Annotated in this window: 1 protein-coding gene; it reads right to left on the bottom strand. The window is 64.2% G+C overall.

Annotation, left to right across the window (positions count from 1 at the left end; genetic code table 11):
- The coding region (locus tag SB756_RS32685) for a GGDEF domain-containing protein (RefSeq protein WP_410913590.1) at positions 1-254 on the bottom strand (254 nt) is incomplete at both ends.

The raw sequence follows: 254 nt of genomic DNA, 5'->3' as shown, positions 1-254 counted from the left end.
GTGTCATTGATCTGCTTGAAGTCGTTGAGGTCGAAGAACAGCAGGGTCGCCGGTTTTTCCAGGCGCTTGCACACCCCCAGGGCATGCCGCGCCAGGGCCTCGAAGCCGCGGCGATTGGACAGCAGGGTCAGCTCGTCCATGCTGGCTATCTGCACCGCCGCCAGTTCCTGCTCGGCCATGCGCGCCAGGTCCCGTAGCAGTGCCCGATCCTCGTCGTCCAGGTCGCGGGGCTTGATGTCGATCAGGCACAGAGT

Origin of the sequence: Pseudomonas sp. SIMBA_068, from assembly GCF_046534705.1 — a bacterium.
In the GTDB taxonomy this organism is placed as follows: Bacteria; Pseudomonadota; Gammaproteobacteria; order Pseudomonadales; family Pseudomonadaceae; genus Aquipseudomonas; species Aquipseudomonas putida.
This window is presented reverse-complemented; position numbering and strand designations above follow the sequence as displayed.